Raw genomic sequence first — 3,522 nt, forward strand, 5'->3', positions numbered from 1 at the left:
TATTACATCTCTTCCAATCTTCTTATTCTATCCGCTGTACTTGGATGTGTACTAAATAGATTGGCCATCTTATTTCCTGCCAATGGGGAAACAATAAACATATTTTCTGTAGCTGGTGCGGCATCCATAGGGATTCTTGTAGCATAGGACTCCAATTTTCTTAAAGCATTTGCTAGATATCTCGGATGTCCACAAACTTTTGCTCCGAAGTTATCAGCTTTATACTCTCTACTTCTAGATATTGCCATTTGAACTAGCATCGCTGCCAATGGTGCAAAAATACTGATTGCTAAAAGTCCAAAAATACCTCCATGATTGTCATCATCATCTCTTCTACCACCACCAAATATAGCTGCCCATTTTGCCATATTCGCCATGTAAGCTATTGCTCCTGCCAATGTAGCTGCCACACTTTGTATCAAAATATCTCTGTGAGAAACATGTCCTAGCTCATGTCCTATTACTCCTGCTAGCTCATTGTCGTCCATAAGTTCCACTAGCCCCCTTGTCACAGCAACTGCTGCATGATGTGGATTTCTACCAGTTGCAAAAGCATTAGGTTGACTCTGGTTTATCATATATACCTTTGGCATAGGTAATCCAGCACTTTCAGCCAATTTTTTTGTTATCCAATAAACTTTATGATTTTCTGGTAACTCTTGAGCACCATACATAGAAAGTACAATTTTATCACTGAACCAGTATGATACAAAATTCATTACTCCTGCTAGAACTAAGGCTATTGTCATCCCAGCTTTTCCACCTATAGCTCCACCTATAAATAATAGCAATAAGGTCATTACTAGCATTAATATAAATGTTTTTAAACCTTGCATTTTTTTACCTCCAGTCTTTTTGACTTTTCTATAAAATATCATATTTTTTATTTTTTGTAAATAAACAGAGGGATAATTCTATCTATATCCCTCTTCTTTTGCCTATTTTAAGGATTTTGCAGCTTCCTCTCCAGCGATACGACCGAATACAACCGCCGCACTATATGCTGCACTTGTACTAGTTACCTCTCCTGCTGCATATAAGCCCTTTACTTTTTCACCTTTTGTATTTATTACCTGTGTCTTTTCATCCGCTACAACACCACCCTTTGTCATATGGACAGCCGATTGCACTTTAGCACCATAGTATGGACCACTCTTTTTTAATGTTTTTGTAGCTTTTTTTAACTCATCTGTAGGAATGTTTAGTTTCTTTGCTAACTCCTCTATTGTTTCAGCTTTTGTATGAAGCCCTAAACTATTATGTTTTTGTAAACGATAGAAAGAGTCATATAGATCTTGATCATAGATGTAGTACGCATATCCACCTGTTTGAGCTTCAATGGATTTAGCTCTTTCCATACTTGTAGGTTTATCCTTTAAAAAAGTTTCTCCCTCCTGATTTACTAGAACATATCCCTCTCCACCACCTGTTAAATCCCTGCTTGGAACAAGTATAAAAGAGAATATACTTAACACATCTAAATTATCCATTTTTAAATTGTTTTTTTCAAACACTGGAATAAAGTCACCAGTGGCTGACATCTGATTTGATGTAGCCAATGTCTCTGAACCAGGAGCATACTTTGCAAGTAACTCCTTATTGTGAGAGAAACCTCCAGTGGCAAGAATAACAGCTTTAGCATTTATATCATAAAATTTATTTTTATTTTGAACTTTAACTCCTGTTACCTCTCCATTTTCAACAATTAAATCAATCCCTTTAGTTCCAGTTCTAATATCTATTCCTAACTCTTTAGCTCTATTTTCAAGTCCATCTTGAATCTCCTCTCCTGCATAGGCATTTTTTTCAGCCATATGATTTCTAAGTCCATAGTTATGATTTAGTTCTATTCCCATTCCTCTTAACCAACTATCTAATTTAAATGCTCCCTCTGCTTGTGCCTGAGTTCTTTCTATTGTGTCCATTTTATTAGCTTTATCCTTTACAAAAGCTTCTACAGTATCGTATGTCCCATTTTTTTTCTGAGCCTCTGAGTTTATTAGGTCAAAAAAGTTCATATCAAATTTTCCATTCCCACTTAATATATCTAATTTTTCGACTAAAATTATATTATTAGCTCCCGCTTCTTTTGCTGATATAGCTGCTGCAAGCCCAGCTGGCCCTCCTCCAACTATTACTATATCTGTATTTACAGGTTCCAAATAAGCTATCTTTTCCTCAGGTGCGCTAGTGCTCATTGTTATTTTCCCATAATCCTTCCCCTGAGCCTTCAGTGCTTGAGCCACAGCTCTTTTTACACCAAAAGATGTATAAGTTGCACCTGATACACTATCTACAATAGGGCTTTGAGCCTTTAAAATTCTATCTCTAATTATAGGAAAAGCTCTTTTCACAACTGGTGAAGTCTCCTTATGGGATACCAGCTCTAAATCCACTATCTCGTCTCCCTTAGTTTTTACATTTACTTTTAACTCTCCACCATAGCCATTTCCTTTACCAATATAGGCTTTTTCACCCTGTGCCAACACTATTGTACTAAGTGCTAATAAAAACAGTACTCTCTTTTTCATTTTCCCCTCCGAAATCTTCTTTATGTTCATATTATAAGCTTTATTGTGTTTTATGCAAACATTTTTTTGCTAAATTTGCTTTTTTTTTATAAAAATATTATACTTTAATATATATACTAAACTAAAAGGAGACCAATTATGAAAAATCTGGTTATGAAGACTTCTATAAATTCATACGACATTCTTATTGGACAAAATACAATAAATAGACTTAATGAGTTTACTGAAAACTATGATAAAATATTGCTACTTACAAATAAAACCATTGGCAATCTATATAGTCATAAACTTGCTAGTAATCTTCCAAAAAAAAAGACATATAAATATGAGATAGAGGATGGGGAAATCCACAAAAATATGGAAACCTCTATGAAAATTTTTTCATTTTTAATAGAAAATAACTTCTCTAGAAACTCTTTGATTGTATGTGTTGGAGGTGGAGTGGTATGCGACTTAGGTGGATTCATCGCATCTACTTTTATGAGAGGGTTGGATTTTTTACAGGTTCCTACATCTCTTTTGGCTCAAGTTGATGCTAGTATAGGGGGAAAAGTTGCAATTAATCACCCTCTTGGAAAAAACTTAATCGGATCTTTTAAACAACCTATAGGTGTTCTTATAGATATTGATTTTTTAAAAACCCTACCTTCATGTCAGTTTAAATCTGGAATGGGAGAGGTTATTAAACATAGTATTATATCTAAGAATAAATCTTACTTTAAATTTTTGACTGAAGCTCATAGAGATATTTTAAAATTAAAACCTGAGGTCTTAATTGAGATGATCTATGAATCTTGTAAAATAAAAAAAGAGTTTGTTGAAAAAGATGAGTTTGAAAAAGGGGATAGAGCTTTTTTAAATCTGGGTCATACCTATGGTCATGCTTTAGAGACAATTTTTGATTATCAATATATGTCCCATGGAGAAGGGGTTGCTAAAGGGATTATCTTTGAAATGGAAATATCTAAACTTTTAGGTTTTATTACAGATG

3 protein-coding genes are annotated in these 3,522 nt (G+C 34.2%); 1 reads left to right on the plus strand and 2 read right to left on the minus strand.

The window, feature by feature from the left end; all coding sequences use genetic code 11:
- Positions 1 to 2: 2 nt before the first annotated feature.
- Positions 3 to 836 carry a zinc metalloprotease HtpX gene (htpX, locus tag ACMOUI_RS05595; RefSeq protein WP_418964752.1) on the minus strand — a complete coding sequence of 278 codons (834 nt, stop codon included), beginning with the start codon at positions 834 to 836 and terminating at the stop codon, positions 3 to 5.
- 102 nt (positions 837 to 938) lie between these two features.
- Positions 939 to 2,531, minus strand: a complete 1,593-nt coding sequence (locus ACMOUI_RS05600) for an FAD-binding protein (protein WP_418964753.1) — start codon at positions 2,529 to 2,531, stop codon at positions 939 to 941.
- A 138-nt stretch (positions 2,532 to 2,669) separates the two neighbouring features.
- Here ACMOUI_RS05600 and aroB point away from each other — a divergent pair.
- Positions 2,670 to 3,522: 3-dehydroquinate synthase (gene aroB / locus ACMOUI_RS05605; RefSeq protein ID WP_418964754.1), on the plus strand; the 853-nt coding region annotated here is incomplete at its 3' end.

This window comes from Cetobacterium sp. (genome assembly GCF_048470075.1).
Taxonomy (GTDB): Bacteria; Fusobacteriota; Fusobacteriia; order Fusobacteriales; family Fusobacteriaceae; genus Cetobacterium_A.

Coding starts and splice junctions, on each gene's coding strand:
- htpX (WP_418964752.1), bottom strand. CDS start 836: ATGCAAGGTTTAAAAACATTTATATTAATGCTAGTAATGACCTTATTG.
- ACMOUI_RS05600 (WP_418964753.1), bottom strand. CDS start 2,531: ATGAAAAAGAGAGTACTGTTTTTATTAGCACTTAGTACAATAGTGTTG.